This window comes from Bacillus sp. Leaf49, assembly GCF_001426125.1.
GTDB lineage: Bacteria > Bacillota > Bacilli > Bacillales > Bacillaceae > Bacillus > Bacillus altitudinis.
The window spans coordinates 276,519-299,094 of sequence record NZ_LMRK01000020.1 but is presented as its reverse complement, the minus strand read 5'-3'; the positions used below and the strand labels follow the sequence as shown (position 1 = coordinate 299,094).

At 40.9% G+C, this 22,576-nt stretch carries 24 protein-coding genes and 1 other RNA gene; 20 read left to right on the top strand and 5 right to left on the bottom strand.

Annotated elements, in window-relative coordinates; translation table 11 throughout:
* Positions 1-95: 95 nt before the first annotated feature.
* The 7 genes from dinG to ASG46_RS11255 all read left to right on the top strand — a co-directional run bounded on the left by dinG (position 96) and on the right by ASG46_RS11255 (position 7,086).
* Positions 96-2,888 carry an ATP-dependent DNA helicase DinG gene (gene dinG / locus ASG46_RS11280; RefSeq protein WP_056704658.1) on the top strand — a complete coding sequence of 931 codons (2,793 nt, stop codon included), beginning with the start codon at positions 96-98 and terminating at the stop codon, positions 2,886-2,888.
* A 132-nt stretch (positions 2,889-3,020) separates the two neighbouring features.
* Entirely contained in the window at positions 3,021-3,191 is a 171-nt protein-coding gene (locus ASG46_RS20565; protein ID WP_008344594.1) for a YpmA family protein, read from the top strand.
* A gap of 12 nt (positions 3,192-3,203) precedes the next feature.
* Positions 3,204-3,689 carry a cell wall elongation/penicillin-binding protein regulator TseB gene (tseB, locus tag ASG46_RS11275; protein ID WP_007500889.1) on the top strand — a complete coding sequence of 162 codons (486 nt, stop codon included), beginning with the start codon at positions 3,204-3,206 and terminating at the stop codon, positions 3,687-3,689.
* A gap of 116 nt (positions 3,690-3,805) precedes the next feature.
* Entirely contained in the window at positions 3,806-5,098 is a 1,293-nt protein-coding gene (asnS, locus tag ASG46_RS11270; protein WP_024718525.1) for an asparagine--tRNA ligase, read from the top strand.
* A 97-nt stretch (positions 5,099-5,195) separates the two neighbouring features.
* A complete protein-coding gene (locus ASG46_RS11265) occupies positions 5,196-5,900 on the top strand; it encodes a DnaD domain-containing protein (RefSeq protein ID WP_007500879.1) in 705 nt (234 codons plus the stop codon).
* A gap of 17 nt (positions 5,901-5,917) precedes the next feature.
* On the top strand, positions 5,918-6,580 hold the full coding sequence (nth, locus tag ASG46_RS11260) for an endonuclease III (RefSeq protein ID WP_008344602.1): 663 nt from the start codon (positions 5,918-5,920) through the stop codon (positions 6,578-6,580).
* Positions 6,577-7,086 (top strand): YpoC family protein, encoded by a 510-nt coding sequence (locus tag ASG46_RS11255; RefSeq protein ID WP_056704656.1) that lies wholly within the window; start codon positions 6,577-6,579, stop codon positions 7,084-7,086. Before nth ends, ASG46_RS11255 begins: the two co-directional genes overlap by 4 nt.
* Positions 7,087-7,121: 35 nt before the next feature.
* Here ASG46_RS11255 and ASG46_RS11250 read toward each other — a convergent pair whose 3' ends face one another.
* Complete coding sequence (locus ASG46_RS11250; RefSeq protein WP_056704654.1) at positions 7,122-9,812, bottom strand: PBP1A family penicillin-binding protein; 2,691 nt, start codon at positions 9,810-9,812, stop codon at positions 7,122-7,124.
* Positions 9,813-9,831: 19 nt separating this feature from the next.
* Positions 9,832-10,467, bottom strand: coding sequence for a Holliday junction resolvase RecU (recU, locus tag ASG46_RS11245; protein ID WP_017359733.1), 636 nt, complete (start codon positions 10,465-10,467; stop codon positions 9,832-9,834).
* Between the two features lie 46 nt (positions 10,468-10,513).
* Between recU and ASG46_RS11240 the strand changes: the two genes are divergently transcribed.
* On the top strand, positions 10,514-11,470 hold the full coding sequence (locus ASG46_RS11240) for a DUF2515 domain-containing protein (RefSeq protein ID WP_056704653.1): 957 nt from the start codon (positions 10,514-10,516) through the stop codon (positions 11,468-11,470).
* Positions 11,471-11,493: 23 nt separating this feature from the next.
* Here ASG46_RS11240 and sspM read toward each other — a convergent pair whose 3' ends face one another.
* Positions 11,494-11,598: an acid-soluble spore protein SspM gene (sspM, locus tag ASG46_RS11235; protein WP_017359731.1), complete on the bottom strand. Its 105-nt coding sequence runs from the start codon at positions 11,596-11,598 to the stop codon at positions 11,494-11,496.
* 196 nt (positions 11,599-11,794) lie between these two features.
* Between sspM and ASG46_RS11230 the strand changes: the two genes are divergently transcribed.
* The 3 genes from ASG46_RS11230 (at position 11,795) to ASG46_RS11220 (ending at position 13,020) form a co-directional block, all read left to right on the top strand.
* Positions 11,795-12,028: a DUF5446 family protein gene (locus ASG46_RS11230; RefSeq protein ID WP_231131595.1), complete on the top strand. Its 234-nt coding sequence runs from the start codon at positions 11,795-11,797 to the stop codon at positions 12,026-12,028.
* A 49-nt stretch (positions 12,029-12,077) separates the two neighbouring features.
* On the top strand, positions 12,078-12,458 hold the full coding sequence (locus tag ASG46_RS11225) for a YppE family protein (RefSeq protein WP_235562235.1): 381 nt from the start codon (positions 12,078-12,080) through the stop codon (positions 12,456-12,458).
* A 109-nt stretch (positions 12,459-12,567) separates the two neighbouring features.
* Positions 12,568-13,020, top strand: coding sequence for a YppG family protein (locus tag ASG46_RS11220; RefSeq protein WP_017359729.1), 453 nt, complete (start codon positions 12,568-12,570; stop codon positions 13,018-13,020).
* Between the two features lie 21 nt (positions 13,021-13,041).
* On the opposite strand, the gene ASG46_RS11215 is transcribed toward ASG46_RS11220, so the two are convergent.
* A complete protein-coding gene (locus tag ASG46_RS11215) occupies positions 13,042-13,461 on the bottom strand; it encodes an Hsp20/alpha crystallin family protein (protein ID WP_007500867.1) in 420 nt (139 codons plus the stop codon).
* Between the two features lie 168 nt (positions 13,462-13,629).
* Between ASG46_RS11215 and ASG46_RS11210 the strand changes: the two genes are divergently transcribed.
* On the top strand, positions 13,630-14,136 hold the full coding sequence (locus ASG46_RS11210) for a PTS sugar transporter subunit IIA (protein ID WP_008344623.1): 507 nt from the start codon (positions 13,630-13,632) through the stop codon (positions 14,134-14,136).
* Positions 14,137-14,186: 50 nt separating this feature from the next.
* Here ASG46_RS11210 and ASG46_RS11205 read toward each other — a convergent pair whose 3' ends face one another.
* The gene (locus ASG46_RS11205; protein ID WP_025207530.1) at positions 14,187-15,305 is read right to left on the bottom strand and encodes an NADH-dependent flavin oxidoreductase; all 1,119 of its coding nucleotides are present in this window, start codon (positions 15,303-15,305) and stop codon (positions 14,187-14,189) included.
* A 160-nt stretch (positions 15,306-15,465) separates the two neighbouring features.
* On the opposite strand from ASG46_RS11205, the gene ASG46_RS11200 reads away from it, so the two are divergent.
* From ASG46_RS11200 to ASG46_RS11175, 8 genes are all read left to right on the top strand, one after another.
* Positions 15,466-17,712 (top strand): DEAD/DEAH box helicase, encoded by a 2,247-nt coding sequence (locus tag ASG46_RS11200; RefSeq protein ID WP_056704651.1) that lies wholly within the window; start codon positions 15,466-15,468, stop codon positions 17,710-17,712.
* 23 nt (positions 17,713-17,735) lie between these two features.
* The gene (locus ASG46_RS11195) at positions 17,736-18,983 is read left to right on the top strand and encodes a ribonuclease H-like domain-containing protein (RefSeq protein WP_017359725.1); all 1,248 of its coding nucleotides are present in this window, start codon (positions 17,736-17,738) and stop codon (positions 18,981-18,983) included.
* Between the two features lie 314 nt (positions 18,984-19,297).
* Entirely contained in the window at positions 19,298-19,534 is a 237-nt protein-coding gene (cotD, locus tag ASG46_RS20560; RefSeq protein ID WP_072368252.1) for a spore coat protein CotD, read from the top strand.
* A 49-nt stretch (positions 19,535-19,583) separates the two neighbouring features.
* Positions 19,584-20,126: a DUF1273 domain-containing protein gene (locus ASG46_RS11190; RefSeq protein ID WP_202394241.1), complete on the top strand. Its 543-nt coding sequence runs from the start codon at positions 19,584-19,586 to the stop codon at positions 20,124-20,126.
* Between the two features lie 75 nt (positions 20,127-20,201).
* Positions 20,202-20,507, top strand: coding sequence for a cell division regulator GpsB (gene gpsB, locus ASG46_RS11185; protein ID WP_008344631.1), 306 nt, complete (start codon positions 20,202-20,204; stop codon positions 20,505-20,507).
* 60 nt (positions 20,508-20,567) lie between these two features.
* Positions 20,568-20,949: RNase P RNA component class B (gene rnpB / locus ASG46_RS20555), an RNA gene on the top strand.
* A gap of 108 nt (positions 20,950-21,057) precedes the next feature.
* Entirely contained in the window at positions 21,058-22,212 is a 1,155-nt protein-coding gene (locus ASG46_RS11180; RefSeq protein WP_056704650.1) for a THUMP domain-containing class I SAM-dependent RNA methyltransferase, read from the top strand.
* A gap of 105 nt (positions 22,213-22,317) precedes the next feature.
* Entirely contained in the window at positions 22,318-22,515 is a 198-nt protein-coding gene (locus tag ASG46_RS11175) for a hypothetical protein (RefSeq protein WP_056704649.1), read from the top strand.
* Positions 22,516-22,576: the final 61 nt, after the last annotated feature.

Genomic DNA, 22,576 nt, shown 5'->3' with positions numbered 1-22,576 from the left:
GAACAGTTTCATCAAAAGGAAGCTGTTCTGTTTCAGCTATATTGCCCAGAGTGTGTTTCACTATGAGTGGAACGAGGAATTGAGGTGTCCATTTTATGACCGATCAAAGGTTTGTTGTCGTTGATATTGAAACCACCGGGAATTCACCAAAAAAAGGTGATAAAATCATTCAAATTGCTGCGGTGGTCATTGAAAATGGACAAATTGTCGAACGGTATTCAAAATATGTGAACCCAGGGAAAACGATTCCTGGATTTATTGAACAGCTGACAGGTATTAAACAGCACATGGTTGATGACGCGGTGTTTTTTGAGGACATTGCCCAAGAGGTGTATGATCTCATACAGGGCGCTTATTTTGTTGCGCACAATGTTCATTTTGATTTGAACTTTTTAAACGATGAACTAAAAGCATGCGGGAAAAATGAGCTGGATGTGCTAGCGATTGATACGGTTGAAATTTCTAGAATTCTTTATCCTGAGCTTGAAGGTTATAAGTTAACTGAATTAAGCGAAGAGCTCATGCTTCCACATGACCACCCGCACAGGGCGGATAGTGATGCGGAAGTTACTGCCATGTTATTTTTAACCTTATTAGATCAATTAAGGAATACACCGCCAAATGTGTTAAAACAGCTGCGCAGATTATCCTCTTATCTTCTAAGTGATATAGGACTTTTAATTAAGCAGCTTGAAACCAATCACTCTAGTCAGGATGATTCGCTTGTAGAAGTAGGATCTTTTGCTGTGAAAGATGTGACCAATCCTATCACTGAATCGACATATGCAGTAGGCGGTGACGACGAGCAACTGTTTGAAGAGATAAAAGAGAAGCTTCCTCAAACATTAGAAGGCTATGAAGTAAGAGAAGGCCAGCTCACGATGATGAACAAAGTAAGAGATGCGTTCAATGAAAGAGCTTATGCGTTAATTGAAGCGGCGCCAGGAATCGGGAAAACACTCGCTTATCTTATACCAGCTGCTTTAGAAGCAAAGAAATCAGGAAAACCTGTCATTATCAGTACATATTCTATTTTACTGCAGCAGCAAATGCTTCAGCGCGATGTTCCGCTACTCAAGCAATTGCTCCCATTTGAGCCAGCCGCCTGTGTGTTTAAAGGGCGTGCACATTATATTTGTTTAGATAAGTTTGAGCATGTCCTGCATGAGGAAGATGATAACTATGATGTTGTCTTAACAAAAGCGCAAATTTTAATGTGGCTTCTTGTCACTGAAACAGGTGATTTGTCTGAACTGAATTTACCGTCAGGAGCTGCAAATATAAAAGACCGTATCTCTTGTGTGCACATGCCATTTACATCGAAAAAACGCCGTTTTAAAGAACATTGTTTTTATGAACGGGCTAAACGAAAGGCTCAAACAGCTGATTTAATTTTGACGAATCACCGTCTGCTTTTATCTCAAACAGAAGGAGCTTCTATCTTTCAGCATGCAGATGTCTATGTGATTGATGAGGCCCACCAATTTGAAAAAACAGCCAATGAAACGCTAGGTGACAGTGCGTCTTATATCCAGCTTCATGCGAAATTAACCCAGCTTGGCTCTTTGCATGGCGGGCTGCTTAAGAAATTGAAAAAGAGATTTCATGGGGCAGGTTTATCAACTGACACCTTTATTGAAATGGACGAGTATCTTCAGCAGCTTCAGATGGAAAGTGACGCATTTTTTAGTACCGTTCATTCTTTTGTCAAAAGGACAAAACCAAAAGCGGACATCAATCGTCTCATTCATAGAGTCCGTCATCATTCAAAACATGCTCAGTGGGTCCGAATTAAAGAATCAGCGAGTAAGCTTTGTTCGTTATTGATTGCTTGTGAGAAACTGTATGAGCAGCAAAAAAATGAGTTGCTTCACAAAAGTGATCAGTTCATAGAGCAGTTTGCATTTGAAGCAGAAGAATACGATCAAGTGATGTCATTTATGCAGACATTCTGCAGTACGCTGTACCGGTTTATCTTTGAACCAAACAATGATGAAACCGTTTGGATTGAGATTGATGCAAAGGGTGCCAAGAATGCTGTCTTTATGCACGCGCAGCCGCTAGATACAGGGGAGCTGTTGGCTGATCGGTTCTTTATGAACAAAAAAAGCGTCGTCCTCACATCAGGGACGCTCACCATCAATCGACGCTTTGATTATTGCTTGGAACGATTTGGCCTGCAAGATTTTTATCCACACCTTGTCCAAATTGATTCACCTTTTGAACTTGAAAAACAGCTTAAGGTCGTTGTACCGGCTGACATGCCGCCGATCACAAACCGTGATGAACGTGATTATGTGAAGCAAGCTGCAACATATATTAAGATCATGGAAAAGCAGGATCAAGCGAAAATATTGGTGTTATTTAATTCACATGAGATGTTAAAAGCAGTGTATGAAGAGTTGAAATCAGAAGGTATGCAATCGGCATTGTTTGCTCAAGGTTTGACAGGCGGGAGCCCTGTAAAATTGACGAAAATGTTCAAATTGGCTAAGCAAGCCATCTTGCTAGGAACAGGGAGTTTCTGGGAAGGTGTGGATTTTCCTGGCTCAGAGCTAACGACCGTCATTATGGCAAGGCTTCCTTTCCGACCGCCTGATTCACCGCTCATTGAAGCAAAATGCGAAGCGGCAAAAAAACAGGGGAAGAATCCGTTTAAAGCCGTCGCTCTCCCGGAAGCTGTGTTAACTTTTAAGCAAGGAGCCGGCCGCTTGCTGCGCTCGGAAAAAGACATCGGAACATTGCTGATTTTAGACCGCCGAGTGAAAACCGCTTCGTATGGAAAACTATTTTTAGAATCACTTCATCATGCGCCAGTTCACGAGATGTCCAAAGAGTCGCTTGAGGCGTTTATAGAAAAGCTTAACAACGAAAAGCCGCTGTCATAAGCGGCCTTTCACTGGTGTGGGTTTGGAGTTAATTTATCGTAACGGCTTTTTATGTTCCGTTGTAAAAATAGTATCGGTTCTCACATTGAAAAGTATGACTAACAATATTTACGTACCGAGGAGGAATTAGAAGTGGAAAGTAAAATAGAGGTACTTTCAACTGTTCAAATTAAGCATTCAGAAGACCTATACAAAATCGTCGATTTGCTGAACAGAACGCTTAAAAGGGAAGATCTTATGTTTGGATTAGCATTAGATCAAGAAGATCAAAATCAAGCGATATTTACAATATATCGCACATAGGGGAAGCTTGACATGAAAAAAATAGTTTGGATTATTTCATCCGTTGCTGCGCTCGTTTTACTCATTGGCATCATTAGCTTTTCGTGGATTTATCAAATGGCCATGGGTCAAAAAGAAGAAGGTCATGAGGCAGCGATTGAACGAGCAAAAAAGCAAGCATCATTAGCACAAGTAGAGCAAGTGGATACCTTTGTTGGGAAAGAAAAGCAATTTATTGTGGAAGGTAAAAACAAACAAAACGAAGCGATCTATGTGTGGGTACCTGCCAGCAAAAAAGAAAAAGTCATTGCTAAAAAAGCAAAAGAAGGCATTACTTCAAACCAAGCAGTACAAGCCGTTCAAAAGGAGAACACCATTTCTAAGCTAAAAAATGTTCAATTAGCACGAGAAGGTGATGTGCTCCTTTGGGAAGTAACGTACTTAAATGAGAACAACCAATATAGTTTCAGCTATGTTGATTTTACGACAGGACGAGTGGAAAAAAATTTAACACCGTAGTTTCTTCTGTCTTGCGTTGACCATGCTGATTTAGAACGGTTATAATAAAATGTATGAAAAAAGAATCACACCTATTTAACAAGGTGAGTTTCTTTCTGGCTTTGGAGGGAAATATGTTGAAAACAACTATTAATCAAGTGTTTAAACACGTCGATGAAGAAGTAACAATAGGCGCATGGATTGCCAATAAACGTTCAAGCGGGAAAATTGCATTCTTGCAGCTTCGCGACGGGACAGGCTTTATTCAAGGAGTCGTTGTAAAAGCAGAGGTGGAAGAGGAAGTCTTTAAGCTTGCGAAATCAGTGACACAAGAGACTTCGGTCTATGTCACAGGACAAGTAACAAAAGACGAACGTTCACCACTTGGTTTTGAATTACAAGTGAAATCCATTGAAGTGATTCACGAAGCAACAGATTACCCAATTACACCAAAAGAACATGGAACAGAATTTTTAATGGATCACCGTCATTTATGGCTGCGTTCTAAAAAACAGCATGCCATTATGAAAATCCGTAATGAAATTATTCGTGCTACATATGAGTTTTTCCATCAAGAAGGTTTCGTGAAAGTGGATCCGCCAATTCTAACAGGAAGTGCTCCAGAAGGAACAACAGAGCTGTTTGCTACTAAATATTTTGATGAAGATGCATACCTTTCTCAAAGTGGACAGCTTTACATGGAAGCTGCTGCGATGGCACTCGGAAAAGTATTCTCATTTGGTCCAACATTTAGAGCAGAAAAATCGAAAACAAAACGTCATCTAATCGAGTTCTGGATGATCGAGCCTGAGATGGCATTTGTTGAATTTAATGAGAACCTTGAGTACCAAGAAAATTATGTGTCTCACGTTGTTCAAAGTGTACTTGAAAACTGTAAAGTAGAACTGCACACACTTGGCCGTGATACAGCAAAATTAGAAAACATCAAAGCACCATTCCCGCGCATCACATATGATGAAGCGATTAAATTCTTGCAGGACAAAGGATTTGATGACATTGAATGGGGAGATGACTTCGGTGCGCCGCACGAAACAGCGATCGCCGAAAGCTATGATAAACCAGTCTTTATCACTCATTACCCAACCTCATTAAAACCATTTTATATGCAACCTGCACCAGACCGTGATGATGTCGTCCTTTGTGCAGATTTAATTGCACCAGAAGGCTATGGAGAGATTATCGGCGGTTCTGAACGTGTTCATGATTTAGATCTGCTTGAAGCAAGACTAAAAGAACATGGGTTAGATCAAGAAACGTACAAATGGTACACAGAATTAAGACAGTATGGTTCTGTACCACATTCAGGTTTTGGTCTTGGACTTGAACGAACAGTTGCTTGGATTAGCGGAGCGCCGCATGTGCGTGAAACAATTCCATTCCCAAGATTATTAAACCGTTTATATCCTTAAGACGTGAAAGCCTCCAATATATGGAGGCTTTTTCAAACGTCTTAAGGACAGCACGTATGAGAAAACGTGATATACTGAAAGTGAAGAGGTGTATCCGATGAAAAGGCAGCAATTTATAGATATGCAGAAAATGGGGTCGACCAGTTTGCCTAATTTGCTAATTGCTCATTATGAGCAATTAGGACTGAATGAATCACAAATGATGGTCATGTTAAAGATTAAAATGAATGAAGAACAAGGCGTCTTTTTTCAGACATTTGAAGAGCTTTCACATGGTATGACCATTTCGGCCGAAGAATGTGCTTATATGGTGCAGTATTTGATTCAAAAAGGGTTTATTTCGATCCAGCCGTTTGAAGACAGGTCTGGTATTCAGCATGACCGGTACTCGGTAGAGCCCTTATGGGGTGTGCTGTATGACTTTTTAGAAGCAAAACAGGCGAAAGACCTGCAAAAAAATCATGTGCAGGCTGAAAAATCTTTATATGCGCTATTTGAAGATGAGTTTGGCAGACCACTTTCTCCTCTTGAAGGGGAAACACTCTCGATCTGGATGGACCAAGACCATCATGATGCTGAGATGATTCGTCTTGCTCTAAGAGAAGCCGTTTTATCAGGAAAATTAAATTTCCGCTATATCGATCGAATTTTATTTGAGTGGAAAAAGAAAGGGCTGAAAACAGCGGAAGAAGCCAAAGAGCATAGCCAGCATTTTCGTTCGCAGCAAAAAGCCCCACCTTCAAAAGAAGAAACATCTTCATATAAACGACAAGTTCCTTTTTATAATTGGCTGGAACAATAACCAATAAAGGAGAAGGCATGTTATCAAAAAAACAAATCAATGAATGTTTAGATATTATAGGAGATATGTTTCCAGAGGCTGAGTGTGAGCTTGTTCATTCCAATCCATTTGAACTAGTGATTGCTGTCGCACTCTCAGCGCAATGTACAGATGTTCTAGTGAACAAAGTGACCAAACATCTATTTCAAAAATATAAAACACCAGAAGACTATTTAAGTGTGCCGCTTGAAGAGTTGCAGCAGGATATTCGTTCGATCGGTCTTTATCGTAATAAGGCAAAAAACATTCAAAAATTAAGCCAAATGCTGATTGAAGATTATGGCGGTGAAGTGCCAAGAGATCGAGATGAGCTAATCAAGCTCCCAGGAGTTGGGCGGAAAACAGCAAATGTCGTTGTGTCTGTCGCTTTTGGAATTCCCGCCATTGCAGTAGATACACATGTCGAGCGCGTCAGCAAACGACTTGGGATTTGCCGCTGGAAGGATTCTGTTCTTGAGGTAGAGCAAACCTTAATGAAGAAGGTGCCAAAAGAGGATTGGTCCGTAACCCATCATCGTCTCATCTTTTTCGGCAGATATCACTGTAAGGCGCAGCGACCACAGTGTGAATCTTGTCCACTTCTTGATATGTGCAGAGAAGGGCAGAAGAGGCTGAAAAAAGGGCTGGTGAAGCTGGCATGAGCGGAGCAGCTGTTTTCACCTCATATGTCGAAAAGCTAAAAGAAAAAAAGGTAGAGATAAGCGGCGAAAAAAAAGATATATTAAGAATCAATCCACTCGCATTTGATCTATCTTCAGAACCTTTACTAGATGAGCAACCATGGCAGAAAACGGAAGAATTTGTTCCTTTGATGTTTGAACTGTGGAATGAATTAAAAGACAACATGCTTCCTCGCTTTCAAACGAGAAAATCTCGGTGTGAAGAGGATGATATGCTGCAAGGCATTGTCAGTATGATTGCAATGTTTTACTGGATCAAAGGAGAGAAGCTTCAAACCATTGATTGGGAGGAAATCAAACAACAGACGTTTCCAGTAGCCCCCATTAACTGGACAGAACGATTAGAGTTTATTTTGCTTAAACCTACTCAATATCATTGCTTTATTCAATTGGACGAGTTATACACAGAGCTCAAAAAGCAGTATGGAAAATACGATGCACTCAGAAAGTTAAAACAAAATCGTTAAAAAAGCACTTGCCACATAGGGCAAGTGCTTTTTTGTTATTCGTCTTCTTTGCGAGAAGTAGAATTTGACTGAGTATTTGAGCTTTGAGAATTGGCTTTCTCGTCGTCTTTCTTTTTATCTTTATTGCCATCGCTCTGTGAGTTGCTGTTTCCATTTGTACTGTCTGAGCCATCACTTGAACCGCCATTGCCGTTTTCGGTATTTCCGCCTTGATCTTGATCTTTTTTATCATCAGGCTTCTGCTCATCAGTGCCTTGGTTTTGATTATCATCTGTTTGATCTGTCTGTTCATCATCAGGTTGCTGTGGCTCTTCTTCTTCTTTGTTCTCATCATCTGCTTTTTCTTCCTCTTCTTCGTCATCTTTAATGGTGAGGAAGGTAGAAGCAGCTTTACTTGTGACATCGTCTACAGTCGCTGTCACTTGGAATTTATAGGTGGATCCTGGCTTTACATCAGAGATGACGGCTTCTTTAGAAGAGCTGTTTTGAATGTCTTTATAGCCGCCATCATCGACCGCTTGCTTCACATTAAATGTTGCATCTGCATCGTCATCATAACCCCAAGTGAGTGTAATCGATTTTTTCTCTTCATCATACACCGCTTTTAAGTCAGATGGTTTGTCAGCTTCTTTCTTTTCATATGTGTCAGAAACTTTTGTTGGGACAGTTCCTTTGACGAAGTATTCCGTTGTCTTCTTATCACTTGGTGTGTTTGGTCCAGCTAACTTCGCTGGATCTGATCCTTTTTCAACCGTTGCTTCAACGACACTGTCTGGCTTTTCAAATGAGCCGCTTCCATCATCAATTTGAGAAATTAATTTCTGGAAGACAACTTTGGCAACACGTTGTTCATAATCCGTAAGCCACATTTTGCCGTCTGCATCTTTTGAGTTGCCGATTCCAGTCCACACAGCTGCTGTGTATTGCGGCGTGTAACCGACAAACCATGAATCTTTCGCCCCGCCAGAAGGGATGTTGTATTTATTAATATCATCTTGTGTAAAGTTGGTTGTACCTGTTTTACCAGCTACTTGAACATTCGGTACTTGTGCGAGTGTACCTGTTCCAGATTGTACAGCAGTTTTCAGCATATCTGTGATCATAAATGCAGTGTAATCACTCATGGCTGCTTTAGAGTCTGGCGTTAAGTCAAGCTTCGTTCCGTCATTAAATTCAACAGACGTTACAGCATGCGGTTCATTATAGTATCCGTTGTTACCGAATGCACTAAATGCACCAGCCATTTTAAGAGAAGAGACACCTTCGTCAAATCCGCCGATTGAGTAAGACTCAGGAATGTCAGAAGGTAAGTCCAAACCTAAGTTATTGGCGAATTGAACAGCATTATCTGTACCAGCTTCTTGGAAAGCTTTTAAAGCAGGGATGTTTCGTGATTGTGCCAAAGCACTTCTCATCGACATTTTCCCTAAGTGTCTTCTGTCAAAGTTGTTAATTGGTGTACCGTTAGAGTACGTATAAGGCGCATCATCAATTTGCTGATATGTTGACCATTTTTTGTTTTCAATTACAGGGCCGTAATCTAAAATTGGTTTAATTGTAGATCCCGGCTGGCGTTTTGCATCAGTGGCATAGTTAAAGCCGCCGGCTGGTACATCACGTCCACCGCCAATGGCACGAATTTCACCATTTTGTGTATCTAGCAGGGTGACTCCAGCTTGCATACCTTTCGTAAATCCGGCTGAATCCCCATTGATGATGTCATCCAGATGATCCTGTGCTTTTCGATCAAGAGAAGTATAGATTTTTAATCCATCTGTTGATACATCTACTTTGGCTTTTTTCTGCACTTCTTCCATGACTTCTTCAATATAAGCAGAGTACTTACTTGAGTTTTGACTCTTATATTTATCAGCTGAAACAACGGTTTTGCTGACAGGTGTTGCTTTTGCTTCCTCATAATCTTTCTCTGAAATATAGCCTTGTTTTTTCATTAGGCCTAAAACGATATTACGGCGTTTTTCCGCTGCCTCTGGATGTTTCACAGGGTTATAGGCAGAAGGACTTTGCGGCATACCTGCAAGTGTGGCAGCCTGTGCAACAGTTAGTTTATTTAAATCTGTTACTCCGAAAAATTGTTCAGCCGCTTTCCCAACACCATAAGCATAAGGAGAGAAGAAAATACGGTTTAAATACATTTCTAAAATTTCATCTTTAGAGTATTTTTGCTCAAGCTGAATCGAGAGCCATACTTCCTGTACTTTACGTTTTAACGTCTTTTGATTGTTAAGCAGGGAGTTCTTCACAACCTGCTGTGTAATCGTACTTCCACCTTCTGCGCCAAAACCGTCCTCGACGTTTGCGACAAGAGCACCGCCAATACGGATAGGATCAATCCCGTGGTGTTTATAAAAACGTGCATCTTCAGTGGCAATAAACGCGTCTTTTACCACGTCGGGTATATCTTTAATTGAGACATACGTTCTTTTTTCCGCCCCGACTTCTGCAAAGACTTTTTTGTCTTTATCGTAAAGTTTTGAAGAATACGGCGTTTTTAGCTTGCTATCATCAATAGAAGGAGCGCTTGATGCAAAAACGGCAAAAGTTGTGATTCCGGCTACTAAACAAAGAAGACCGATCACGAGTAAAGATAAAAATATTTTTTTAAATAGACCTGCTTTCTTTTTGCCTTTTTTGTTCTTTTGCTTCTTATTGTTTTCTTGACTTGCTTTACGTCGCTGTTCACGACTTGTAAATTGATCAGACATCACATCTCAACCTTTCGTGTTAAACCTTTTTCGAACGTAAATGTTGCTTGCTGTCATCCGAAAAATGAAGTGTCTCCACTACTTTAATATAATCAATTCTTGGCGAATATCCAAGTGTCATGAGGTGACCTGCTTCCATTAATTCATCTTTGCTAATGGATTTTCGGCCGTTTTGCTGCTGCCGCTCCCAAAAGAAGAAGAGGTCAGTAGCGGACAAATAATAAACGGAACCAAATGCGGATATAATAACAAAACAAATACCGCCTTGCTTTTCAACCTGTTTCATATGCTCAATTTGATGGTCGTGGAAATTTTTGAGTGGAAACGAGGTGGTGCTTTTGGTTTCCTTTGCTTCAAAATCGATATAACGCCCTTTGTATACCCCGTTGTAGTCTGTTGTGGAGGATTGTTTAAAATAGGCTTCTTTAATGACAGCAGCGCTTCTTTTTGGATAATCCACATTGACAATTTGAACAGGGGTAGGCTTTTTATGAATGACTGCGATCCCGTTGACCAAATAGTACTGGTTCGTTTCATTTAAGTCAGCTTCAAGCGTCATCCCGCGGTTACTATAAGATGATTCGCCGCTGATTCTTTTTTTTGTCCCAATTTGTTGAATGGGCTGATACGATTTTCCGTTAGGATACCGAATCATCAAGTTTCAGCCTCCTTTTAATGCATTTTGTATTGGAGAGATCACCATGTTGTCACAACAAGAGCACATGATTACCCAGCATATTTTACATGAAACGAAAGCGAAAAATAAGGACAATCTGACAAGGACAAATGCGTACAAGCGCTTTTATGACCGTCATCCAGAGATGAAATGGTCTCTGCTTGCTTCTTTTGTCTCCAGAAATGCTGGATGGTCGATGACAGATTTAAAAGGCGAGCTCTTCCATCCGGGTTTAACGGATCAGCAAGGGCGTCTGTTCTTTACAGCATATGAAAGAGCGAATTGGCTGATCTTTTCAGATGCTTACCCGCAGCTTCTCTTGTATGAATGGTCAAAAAGGTGCCGCAAACCTTTATTTCATCTGCTGCCCCATTTCGGTGTGTCACGTTTTATGAACGCTGAATGGGAACGATTTTGGCAAAAGCGTGACACAGAGCGATTGCTGCATGCACTCATCATAAATGAACAATATACTATACAATCTCCTATTATACAAAATCCTCTCCTGAAAAAGAATGTTTTTCACTCGATTCAATATCTTTTCAGCGAGTGGGCACATTTTCAAACCGTCGTTTTTCCGACAGTAGACGGGCATTTGTACGGCTTAACCATACGAAAGTTTTCCCAAGTAAAAGAGCGCATTACGTTAGGGAAAAAACTAGCAAAACTATTGTTTCGAGCCGATTTGTTTTCGGATTTTTATCATTTTTTGCATACCGTGCCGCATACGGGATCTCGATTTGATTTTGAACCGTTTTTAGGGATTGCGCGAAGGTCAAGCCCTTTCCTCAGAACGGTGTATCCAGTCATGACACATTCATTAGACGATCGAAGGGAAGATTGGTTTCAAAAGAAATTGAGTCCATCCTTGTTTGAAGTAGAGCGCTTACCAAAACAAATTGAGCTGACCGACTGGTATTTTCATAAAAAAAGGCAGCTTCGTTTTCTTTTCTCATTAGAACACTATTTTTTGCATAAATAAAAAGCAGGGGGTACCTGCTTTTTTTACGTGGATGGACGGTTAGGGCCGCCGAGCTTTTTATCAAGCTGATCTGTACTATTTTCTTTCCCTTTTGTTTTTTGCTCTTTTGGTGCTTGCTGCTTTTTCATGACATCTACCTCCTTTGTCCTTAGAATTTACACAATCGGACGCGATCATACAAAGAAGGACAAGCACGTGTCGAAATGGAAGAAATTGCGCTTATCTTCACTTAGATTGGCGATTTAGTTCTAGTTTTGTCATGTATGAAGGAGGGAGCAAAAGAAAAGAGAATGTAACGAGAGATGATAAAGGAGGAATCTGATGATGAGCGAATTTGTATCAAAAGAATCCATTATGCAGTTATTAGAGGAAATTGAGCGAAAGATTGATGCGGTGGAAGAAGAACTGTCTTTAGCTGTCAAAAAAACCAAAAACGCTGCCGTAGAGGAGCAAGAACAAATCATTGACCGTCTTGAATCTGAAGTGAAGGAATGTGAATTGAAAATTCATGCAGCAGAGTATAAGCTGGCGGCAAGACCCGCATATCACGCCGGATAGCTTTTCTATTTGAGCAATAAGTAAACGTTTGATAGGATGGTTCATAGAGGTGAACACTTTGGATAATCAAACATTACTTAAACATACACAAGAGTTGATCACATGGATCGAAGAAGCATACGAGCAGTACCTAAAGGGAAAGGCAGCAGAGGAATACCCAGATTATGATTTTTACAACGATATTCAGCCGGCCGTTGTCAAATTTGATCAGCAAATGGAAGAGTGGCTTACTGCTGCTACCTCATTTATTCATCAGGCCAAACCTAGATACTTACATCAAGAACAGCTTGAAGCCGTCCAAGAAAATGGAAAAGAGGTTGTGCTGCAATCTTATTTTGGCAAACAGCATGCACCTCGTGTGAAAAATTTAGTTGAGTCAGTGATTTATACACTGAACCTTTTAATAGAAGAAATCAACAAACGCAGCTGATGAAACAGCCTGCGTTTTTCTTATGGCTGCTGTAGGCACATCTTCTGCTTCCTGAACATAATATATCATTGACTTCAATATGTTTTTCAGAGCGAGAGGAGCGAGATACGTGTTCCCTTATTCAAACCAGCCATCTTATGAAATGAATCAATTTCAGCAACGGCCTTTTCCGTATCCAGATATGCAGCAGCCTCCGCAGCCTCCAGAATATTTCATGCCCCCATATCAAGGTGAAATGAACCAGCCGCCGTCTGCAGGCTATCAGCCGCCTTTTGGATATCAGGAAAACTTCCAGCCTTATCAGCCGCAGCCTGAAGCAATGAATCAGCCGCAAATGCAGCCGCCGGGCATGATGCCTATGCAGCAGCCTATGAATCCTTATCCTTTGCCAAGGCCGCAAAAACAGCAATCATCTCAATTTAAAAGTGTGCTGTCACAATTTAAAAAAACGAATGGGCAATACGATTTTAATAAAATGTTTGATACTGCTGGACAAATGATGAGTACAATGAATCAAGTGGGCTCATTGGCGAAAGGATTTACTAGTATTTTTAAAGCATAGCAAAACCCAATAGATATACATCTATTGGGTTGTTTGTTTTGGCGCAGTCACACGAAGTGATTGATCTTTCCAAACGCTCTTCATATTGGTTTCATCTATTTTTGCAGGCATTAAAATGGTTTTGGTAAAGCTCGAATAGGAGGAAGTCGTGTCTGTTTTGATTTTTTCCTGTACCGATAAGTGTAAATATTGCGCTTTCACTTCTAGTGCGATATCACCTTCGACAAAATGGTCTGGAAATCGAATCTCAATGTATACATATTGATCATCTTCTGTCACATCGGTTGTAATGGATGCAAGTGAATGGCTCGTGGTCATCAGCGCCTCTGCACTATTTAAAATGTCGTGAAACGGCGATGATGCAAAAAATTGTTCAATCGCTTCATATAGAATGTCTTCATTTGCTAACAACTCGTGTTTCTTTTCACTTTCATGTTTCATTTGAATCACCTCTCATCTACAGCCTATGCAAAAGGGGCTCAGGCGGTTATCAATTGATGAGAGGAAAAAATTATGATTAAATAGTGTTGAATGAAGCAAGGTGTATGGGCGTGAAGGTTTATACGCTGAATAGATCTAGAAGCAAAGCTTGAAGGGAGCAAATGAACATTGCTGAAAAAATTATTCGGTTTCGGAAAAAACCAAGATGATGTAAAGGAAGAAGTCATTTATTCTCCAGTTGATGGAGAGTTAATGGATATGACCGATGTACCAGATCCCGTTTTTTCTCAAAAGATGATGGGAGACGGCGTAGCTGTAAAACCAAAAAACGGCACCATTGTGTCACCAGTAGATGGTGAAATTATTCAACTCTTCCATACAAAACATGCAATTGGGATTCGAACACTCTCAGGGCTTGAGCTTCTGATTCATATCGGACTTGAAACGGTTGGATTAAATGGTGAAGGCTTTGAAGCACACATAAAAGAAGGGGATAAAGTGAAAGCAGGTGATCCTCTCATTACGTGTGATTTAGCGCTGATTGAAGAAAAAGCCGCAAGCACAGTGACACCAATTGTCATCATGAATGGTGATTTAGTAGAACATCTTGACAAAGAACCTAAGGGCTCTGTAGAAAAGCAGACGTCCAAGCTTTTTACAGTGAAAATGAAATAATCCAAAAAAAACTACCCTGAGTTGATAGGGTAGTTTTTTGATTGAGGAGATTAATCCTCCATTGGAACCCAGCCTTTACTTGCTTCCATGACAGTCCATAAACCTTCTGGAATCAAGTACTTGTCTTTTTGACTGCGTTTAATGACGGTTTCAATCTCGTTTTCTCTGCCTTCTTTAATCTTTACTGCCCAATCGGGATCAACAATGACTTCTCTTGCAACAGCGATGAGTGGAATCCCTTGATTGTATGCATTCAGTGCATCTTCAGCTGTAATGACGCTGCCGACGCCGATGAGTGGAAGCGTGTCACCACAGCGCTCTTTTAATAGCTCCATCCGCGTCTTACTTGTATCAGCACCACGTCTTGCCTTAGCGTCAATCTCCATTAAAGAAATATGCAAGTAATCAAGGTTTTTTGTCTTAAGTACGTCCACTAAAGTAAATGTTTCTGTCATGGTTAAACCAGGTGTTTCTGGTTCTTCAGGTGATAATCGATACCCAAAGATAAATGGTTTTGTTACATGTTCTTTGATTGCTTCTTTCACTGCATCTACTACTGCAATTGGAAATGCGAGACGCTTTTCTTCGCTTCCGCCCCATTGATCTGTACGCTGATTACTATGCGGGGAGTAGAATTGCTGTAATAAATATCCATTCGCTCCATGGATTTCGATCCCATCAAATCCTGCTTGGATCGCGCGTCTTGCTGCTTCTTTAAATGAGTCGATGATGTGAGGAATTTCTTCTTCTGTCAAAGCTCTCGCAATTTGTTTTCCATCTTTAAATACATCACTTGGCGCAACGACATCACCGTTTGGGACTAAATGAGGGAGAGCCTGAGAGCCGCCATGATGAATTTGCATAATGGCTTTTGTTCCTTTCGCTTGAATCGCAGAAGCAAGCTTTTGTAGGCCAGGTATATCTTCATCTCTTGCAATAGAAGGCTGTCCTTCAAACGCCTTACCATCTGGCGTCACGTTTGCACATGCGGTGATGACCATGCCCATTTCGCTTGATCTAGCGGTAATAAAATCAATTTCTTCCTTTGAGATCGTGCCATCCTCATGAGAACCGAAGTGTGTCATTGGTGCAACGACTAAACGGCCATCAATAGAGGCACCCCCTGGGAATGTAAAAGGTTCAAATAAAGGCTTAAATTCGTTTTTCAATCTGATCATCTTCTTCCTTGATAAAATCATTTCACTATAGAAGTGTAATAGATATTGTTACAACACATCAAAATATTTGCTCACAAGCGGTGCATCAAAAAATTGCCGCCTAGTCATGCAAACAAATATTCGGTACACTAGAATGAGAGGTGGATACCAGATGAAGAAGAAAACAATGAACGAACTCATAGAAGATTTAAAAAAAGACGAACAGGTCGAGCATTGGCATGAAATTGAAGCGAAGCCTGCACTGACTTCTCCAATTCCTGAAAGAGTAAATGACAGGCTCAAAGTGGCGCTTGAAAAAAGAGGTGTGAGTGAACTATACATTCATCAAAAGGAAGCCTTTGAACGTGTGATGGATGGTGAGAATGTGGTGACTGTGACACCTACAGCTTCAGGTAAAACACTTTGTTACAATCTGCCAGTTCTTCAGTCGATCTCAGAAGATCAGACAAGCCGCTCCCTCTATTTATTTCCAACAAAAGCACTTGCGCAAGATCAAAAAAGTGAATTAAACGAAATCATTCATGAGATGGATGTTCCAATTCACAGTGAAACCTATGACGGGGACACCTCCCCAGCGATTCGCCAGCGCGTCAGACAGGCAGGACATATTGTCATCACAAATCCAGATATGCTGCATTCAGCGATTTTACCTCATCATACGAAATGGGTCAGTTTATTTGAGAACTTAAAGTATATTGTCATTGATGAGCTTCATACATATCGAGGCGTGTTTGGCAGTCATGTTGCCAATGTCATTCGCAGACTAAAGCGAATTTGTGCATTTTATGGAAGTGACCCGACCTTTATTTGTACTTCAGCGACCATTGCGAATCCGAAAGAGCTTGCAGAGCAGCTGACCGGAAGCAAGGTGCATCTCATTGAACGCAACGGAGCGCCTAGCGGTAAAAAGAATTTTGTCTTTTACAACCCGCCAGTCGTCAATAAGCCATTAAATATTAGACAAAGTGCGGCCACTGTTGTGAATCAGCTCGCTAAAACATTTTTAAAAGAAAAAATTCAAACGATTGTTTTTGCTAGAAGTAGGGTAAGAGTTGAAGTCATTCTAAGTCATATTCAAGAACTAGTGAAAAAAGAAATTGGTCCTAAATCGATCCGTGGTTATCGCGGGGGCTATTTGCCGAAAGAGCGGCGCATGATTGAAAAAGGCTTAAGGGAAGGAGACATTCTCGGTGTTGTCAGCACAAACGCACTAGAATTAGGAGTAGATATTGGACAGCTAAAAGTCTGTATCATGACCGGATATCCTGGCAGTGTAGCGAGTACGTGGCAGCAGGCAGGACGAGCTGGAAGGCGTCATGAGGAAGCACTCATTATCATGGTCGCAAGCTCATCGCCACTTGACCAATATATTGTCAGACACCCTGAATACTTCTTTAACAGACCACCTGAATCGGCAAGAATCAATCCTGAGAACCTTATCATCCTAGTCGATCATCTAAAATGTGCGTCCTACGAGCTACCGTTTCGAGAAGATGAACAGTTTGGCGGTATGGAAGTAGAAGAAATCTTGCAATACTTACATGAAGAAGGGGTTCTTCATTTCAGCGGGAACCGTTATTATTGGTCAGATCAATCGTTCCCGGCTCATGGGATCAGTCTGAGATCTGCAAGTCAGGAAAATGTCGTCATTGTCGATCAATCCGATGTAGCGAACGTTCGAATTATTGGGGAGATGGATCGATTCAGTGCGATGACCTTACTTCATGATGAAGCGATTTATTTACATGAAGGGGTTCAGTATCAAGTGGAAAAGCTAGATTATGAACACCTTAAGGCTTATGTGAAACAAGTCGATGTAGAATACTATACAGATGCGAATTTAGCGGTTCAGCTCAAGGTGCTTGAAATTGATCAGACAACAGAGAAGGAAGCGGTATCTGTTCACTACGGTGATGTGACCGTCAATGCAATGCCGACCATTTTCAAAAAAATTCGATTATCAACCGGTGAAAATATCGGCTCCGGCCCGATTCACTTACCTGAAGAAGAGATTCATACGAGTGCTGCTTGGTTTGAATTACATGAAGCAGAGCGGACATTTGAAGAAAAAACACTTGAACAGCTCTTGCTCGGTATTGCCAATGTTCTTCAGCATATTGTTCCGGCGTTTGTCATGTGTGACCGTTCAGACATTCATGTCATTTCTCAAATAAAGGCAGCCCATACGGGGAAACCGACCGTATTTTTATATGATCATTACCCAGGTGGAATCGGTTTAAGTAAAGAGGTCCAGGCTCGCTTTGATGAAATTGCTCGTGCAGCCACTCAGCTGATTGAGCGATGCAGCTGCGAGAACGGCTGTCCATCTTGTATTGGCATGGAAATGAAAGAGATCGATGGAAAAAGCAGTATCATTCAATTGATGGCAGGATTTTAAAGGAAGGGGGAATAGACGTACTCATGTCATTAAAAGGAAAATTAAACAGAATGAAAAAACACCTGTCACACAATCAGTCAGATGAAAAGCGTGTGGCAGTAAAAGAGGAACAAACGCACACTGTGACGGCTGAAACCATTCCATTTCTAAAAGAGTGGGGGGAATTAAGTGCAGCTCCTTACTACTTTGAAGACTCTTTCTGCCTCATTCGGGAAGTGACCTATCCACTTGACCATCAGCATGGGCGATATTCATTTGCAGAACTGCCGGAGATGGTGAGTGCATGGAACAAAAGTGAGATTCAGCATTCTCTTTCTGCAAAAGGCTACAAGCCTCACGAGCTATTTTTCTTCGATACAGAAACAACAGGACTATCTGGCGGAACGGGAAATATGATTTTTCTGCTTGGGCATGCGAGAGTTTATTCAGATAAAGTGGTGGTAAAACAACATCTGCTCACGAATCCAGGAAATGAAGCGGCACTTTATAAAAGCTTTCTTAGTGAGGTGGATGTTGAATCGCTTGTGACATATAATGGAAAATCATTTGACTGGCCTCAAGTCAAAACGAGGCATACATTATTACGCGATCAAATACCTGCTCTACCTGAATTTGGTCATTTTGACCTTCTGCATGGGTCAAGGAGATTGTGGAAACATAAATATGAGCGTATGGCTCTTTCGGTTGTAGAAAAAGAGGAACTGCACGTCAATCGAGAGGGAGATACACCGGGGTTCCTCGCACCAATGATCTATTTTCACTTTTTAAAGGAACAAAACCCGAAACTGATTGAAGGAATTTTGACTCACAATGAACTTGATGTCTTATCGTTAATCAGTCTCTACATTCATTTGTCTAAAAAAATCTTATCCAAAGATGCGGTGAAGGAAGACGATGAGAAATATGCATTAGCTAAGTGGCATCTTGCTCACCGCGATGTGCAGGAAGCAACAAAGCACCTGCAAGAATTAACGGGAGCAGCGTTTGAGCATGCGGATCAAGCAGCTTATGATCTATCATTACAGTACAAGCGATTAAAACAATGGGATGAAGCGGCATGCATATGGAGGCGTCTATTTGAATCAAGTGATGTTCATGTAAGATTAAAAGCGGGTGTAGAGCTAGCAAAGTATGAAGAACACCGTCAAAAAGATCCTAAAGCAGCCCTTTCCATTACCCAAACATTGTTATCACAATCGTCTTTAAGTGAACGAGACATTGTGGAACTTGACAAGCGAGAAAAGCGGCTCTTAAGAAAAGCTGGGCAATGAAATTATTGCCTGGGAAAGCGCAAAAAATGACAACGTTCGGCTCTCGGCCGAAAATAAAAATTGTTTAGCACTTTTATTGTAGAAAAGTCACGAATCCTGTAAAATAACGTTAGATATTGAATGAGGAGCGTAGAGCATGTATAAGGGTCTTTTCTACTTGTTTTTTCTTGTTGTCATATTGGTCGCGTTTGTGTTTTCAAACTATAAAGATGTTTTTCTTGCAAACTTTTAAAATAGGTTAATGCATTAGTACATGTACACCTCTTGATTCATACATTGTTAATGTAAGAAAATCAAGGAGAGGGGAATGCTACATGTACCATCATCATCATTGCAATCCAAATGTTACACAGCCAATTGTACATCCAACGAATCACTGCTGTACGCATAGTGAGTCAACTACAATTGTGCCGCACATCCACCCGCAGCATGTAACAAATGTTCATCACCAAAATTTCCAACATGTTCACTACTTCCCGCATACGTTTTCTCAGGTGGACCCGGCAACACATCAACACTTTAACTGCGGTGGACCTTGCTGTAACAGATAAAGTGAAATGGGACTTTTATAAGTCCCTTTTTTTAAAAGCAGGTGAAAAAATGAAAATTATTGCTGTCACAGGGTACAAGCCATTTGAGCTTGGGATCTTCAAACAAGACGAGCCTGCACTTCAATACATAAAAGCGGAACTTCGGAAAAGGCTGACGGCACTCATTGAAGACGGGCTGGAATGGGTGCTCATTTCAGGTCAGTTAGGGGCAGAAATATGGACAGCTGAAGTGGTCTTTGAGCTTCAAGAGGAGTTTCCAGATTTAAAACTTGCTGTCATTACACCATTTTATGAACAGGAAGAGCGCTGGAATGAACAAAATAAAGAGCTGTATGAAGGCGTTCTTGCACAAGCTGATTTTGTAGAAAGTGTCACGCATAGACCGTATGAAAGTCCGGCACAATTTAAACAAAAGAACCGCTTTTTTATTGAAAAAACGGACGGCCTTCTCGTCTTATATGATCCCGAGCACGAAGGCTCGCCAAAATATATGATCAAAGAAGCTGAAACCTATACCGACTACCCAATAATGTATATCACAATGGATGATTTAAGAGCACAGGTTGAGGCGGAAGATCCGTTTTTTGACTAAAAGCAAGAGAAAATTTGACAACGTCACGTATTTCTGAAAAAATATACTATGAATTCACGATATGAGGTGAAAAAGATGCTTGCTGATAAAGTAAAGCTTTCTGCGAAAGAAATTTTAGAAAAAGAATTTAAAACAGGTGTCCGAGGGTATAAACAAGAAGAAGTCGATAAATTTCTAGATATGGTCATTAAAGACTATGAGACATTCCATCAAGAAATTGAAAAACTCCAACAAGAAAACCTTCACTTGTCAAAACAGCTTGAAGAAGCGGTTGAGCAAGGGAAAAGACAGCCTGCACAGTCCAATACAACAAACTTTGATATTTTAAAAAGACTATCTAATCTTGAGAAACACGTTTTCGGCAGCAAACTTTATGATTGAGTAATACCAAAAAAGCTTGTGTCAGATGACATTGTCGTTTATAATAACGCATGTTGATTAACGTTCGGGTAATCGCTGTAATGCTTTGACATTGCAGAGGAAAGTCCATGCTCGCACGGTGCTGAGATGCCCGTAGTGTTCGTGCCTGGCGAAAAAATAAGCCAGGGCAGCCTGGGAAAGGCTGACGGCAGGAAAAATGCCTACGTCCTTTTAGGATATGGCAAAGTATCCTTGAAAGTGCCACAGTGACGAAGTCTCACTAGAAATGGTGAGAGTGGAACGCGGTAAACCCCTCGAGCGAGAAACCCAAACTTGGTAGGGGAACTTTCTCAAAGGAACCAAACGGAGAGAAGGACAGAGAATTCTGTAGATAGATGATTACCACCTGAGTACGAGGCTTTTGCCGTTTGTAGTACGATGGAACAAAACATGGCTTACAGAACGTTATATCCGTTATCATAAACATGATGAAATCAAAGCTCTCCTATTTCTACATATGGAGAGCTTTTATCTTGATTAAGAAAAGAACGAGAAAACAGGTGATAAACAAATGAAAACCTATACACTCATCGCAACAGCGCCAATGGGAATTGAAGCGATTGTTGCAAAAGAAGTAAGAGACCTCGGGTATGAGTGCACTGTAGATAACGGAAAAGTTATTTTTCAAGGAGATGCGCTTGCCATCTGCCGTGCGAATCTATGGCTGCGTACAGCAGACCGAATCAAGGTCCAAGTTGCTGAATTTTCGGCTAGAACATTTGACGAGCTTTTTGAGCAGACAAAAGCCATTGACTGGGCTGCTTTTTTACCGAAAAATAGCACATTCCCTGTCATTGGTAAATCTGTTAAATCTCAGCTTGCCAGTGTGCCGGATTGTCAGCGCATCGTCAAAAAGGCTATCGCGCAAAAACTTAGATCGTCTTACAACATACAGTCTGAATGGCTAGAAGAGACGGGCCCTGAATACAAAATCGAGGTAGCGCTTTTAAAAGATAAAGTATTGCTGACGCTTGATACGTCTGGTGTGGGTCTTCATAAACGTGGATACCGTGCAGATCAAGGGGGCGCGCCGATTAAAGAAACCCTTGCAGCGGCGCTTGTCTTATTAACGAACTGGACACCTGACCGTCCGTTTGTCGATCCTTTTTGCGGATCAGGAACAATTGCTATTGAAGCAGCGATGATTGGACAAAACATTGCCCCTGGATTTAACCGTGAGTTCGCATCTGAATCATGGGAATGGATCGGTGAGGACATTTGGAACAAAGCACGCCTTGAAGTAGAAGAAAAGGCGAATTATGATCAGCCGCTTCACATTATCGCGAGCGATATTGATCATCGTATGGTAGAGATTGCGAAACTGAACGCAGAAGAAGCTGGTCTTAGTGAACTGATTCAATTTAAGCAAATGCAAGTGAAAGACTTTCAAACAAAAGATGAGTATGGTGTGATTGTCGGAAATCCGCCTTACGGTGAACGTCTCAGCGATAAGCCAGCTGTGGAAAAAATGTATCAAGGCATGGGCGAAGCATTGAAAAACTTAGATACGTGGTCCATTTACATTTTAACGTCACATGAAAAGTTCGAAGAGTGTTTCGGAAGAAAAGCGACGAAAAAGAGAAAACTGTTTAATGGATTTATTAAAACAGACTATTATCAATACTGGGGAAAACGCCGGCCTAGAAAGCAAACAACTGAATCGTAAAAAATGTCCACACCACGAGAAGGTGTGGATTTTTTATGCTAAAAAGGTATAAGTCTTCTCGGGACGGAATAAACTGAACTTGATTTTAAAAAAAGAGGTGTCTTCATGATTCATTATGATCAATTTCAGTTAATTCAAAAAGCACTCGCTTCAACAGCCCGAGAAATAGAAGGGATTGAAACAGGACAATCTGCTAATCTTACAGCAGCCATCGAGAACTTAGCAATGGCTCAAAACTACATAGACCATTCAGAGCACGCATTTTTAATGAAGGAAAGCTACCAGCATCGCTTGCGCTCTTAAAAAAAGATTGTCATACCCCAGCATAAATGTTACTATTGAATGTCTGAATGATTCAAAAGTT

What these genes read in the sequence shown, in the direction of transcription:
- dinG (WP_056704658.1), top strand. Translation starts at nt 96, where the DNA reads ATGACCGATCAAAGGTTTGTTGTCGTTGATATTGAAACCACCGGGAAT.
- tseB (WP_007500889.1), top strand. Translation starts at nt 3,204, where the DNA reads ATGAAAAAAATAGTTTGGATTATTTCATCCGTTGCTGCGCTCGTTTTA.
- ASG46_RS11265 (WP_007500879.1), top strand. Translation starts at nt 5,196, where the DNA reads ATGAAAAGGCAGCAATTTATAGATATGCAGAAAATGGGGTCGACCAGT.
- nth (WP_008344602.1), top strand. Translation starts at nt 5,918, where the DNA reads ATGTTATCAAAAAAACAAATCAATGAATGTTTAGATATTATAGGAGAT.
- ASG46_RS11255 (WP_056704656.1), top strand. Translation starts at nt 6,577, where the DNA reads ATGAGCGGAGCAGCTGTTTTCACCTCATATGTCGAAAAGCTAAAAGAA.
- ASG46_RS11250 (WP_056704654.1), bottom strand. Translation starts at nt 9,812, where the DNA reads ATGTCTGATCAATTTACAAGTCGTGAACAGCGACGTAAAGCAAGTCAA.
- recU (WP_017359733.1), bottom strand. Translation starts at nt 10,467, where the DNA reads ATGATTCGGTATCCTAACGGAAAATCGTATCAGCCCATTCAACAAATT.
- ASG46_RS11240 (WP_056704653.1), top strand. Translation starts at nt 10,514, where the DNA reads ATGTTGTCACAACAAGAGCACATGATTACCCAGCATATTTTACATGAA.
- sspM (WP_017359731.1), bottom strand. Translation starts at nt 11,598, where the DNA reads ATGAAAAAGCAGCAAGCACCAAAAGAGCAAAAAACAAAAGGGAAAGAA.
- ASG46_RS11230 (WP_231131595.1), top strand. Translation starts at nt 11,795, where the DNA reads ATGAGCGAATTTGTATCAAAAGAATCCATTATGCAGTTATTAGAGGAA.
- ASG46_RS11215 (WP_007500867.1), bottom strand. Translation starts at nt 13,461, where the DNA reads ATGAAACATGAAAGTGAAAAGAAACACGAGTTGTTAGCAAATGAAGAC.
- ASG46_RS11200 (WP_056704651.1), top strand. Translation starts at nt 15,466, where the DNA reads ATGAAGAAGAAAACAATGAACGAACTCATAGAAGATTTAAAAAAAGAC.
- ASG46_RS11195 (WP_017359725.1), top strand. Translation starts at nt 17,736, where the DNA reads ATGTCATTAAAAGGAAAATTAAACAGAATGAAAAAACACCTGTCACAC.
- cotD (WP_072368252.1), top strand. Translation starts at nt 19,298, where the DNA reads ATGTACCATCATCATCATTGCAATCCAAATGTTACACAGCCAATTGTA.
- ASG46_RS11190 (WP_202394241.1), top strand. Translation starts at nt 19,584, where the DNA reads ATGAAAATTATTGCTGTCACAGGGTACAAGCCATTTGAGCTTGGGATC.
- gpsB (WP_008344631.1), top strand. Translation starts at nt 20,202, where the DNA reads ATGCTTGCTGATAAAGTAAAGCTTTCTGCGAAAGAAATTTTAGAAAAA.
- ASG46_RS11180 (WP_056704650.1), top strand. Translation starts at nt 21,058, where the DNA reads ATGAAAACCTATACACTCATCGCAACAGCGCCAATGGGAATTGAAGCG.
- ASG46_RS11175 (WP_056704649.1), top strand. Translation starts at nt 22,318, where the DNA reads ATGATTCATTATGATCAATTTCAGTTAATTCAAAAAGCACTCGCTTCA.